Annotated in this window: 1 protein-coding gene; it reads right to left on the reverse strand. The window is 41.3% G+C overall.

Annotation, left to right across the window (positions count from 1 at the left end):
- Positions 1 to 329 (reverse strand): SDR family NAD(P)-dependent oxidoreductase (locus AAHB90_RS32575; protein WP_342089505.1); only part of this gene is annotated, 329 nt, incomplete at its 3' end.
- Positions 330 to 380: the final 51 nt, after the last annotated feature.

Below are 380 nucleotides of genomic sequence, written 5' to 3' on the forward strand. Positions count from 1 at the left end.
GTGGTGAACTGTGCGTCAAAATTTTCCTCTGTGACTTTTTCTATCGGCTCAAATACCCCAATCGCTGCATTCAAAAAGAGAACATCCAGTTTATTTCCGCTTTCCGAAAACGCTTGCTCCAGAACCGAAATGTCTGAGAGTTTTGAAGTATCCGATACAACTGTAGTCAGTTTCGGGCTGTTTATGTCCGTGCTTGCCTTTTGTAGATTGTCCGCGCTTCTTCCTGTAATCCACACGTTTGCACCTGCATTGATGAATGCTTTTGCTGTTGCCAGTCCTATTCCTGTTGTTCCGCCTGTGATAATGACGTTTTTGCCTGTGAAGTTCATAATCAAATTTTAGCTATTTTTGCAGTCTGTTTTATAAACTGCAAATTTATC

It is taken from the genome of Dyadobacter sp. OTU695 (assembly GCF_038440355.1).
In the GTDB taxonomy this organism is placed as follows: domain Bacteria; phylum Bacteroidota; class Bacteroidia; order Cytophagales; family Spirosomataceae; genus Dyadobacter.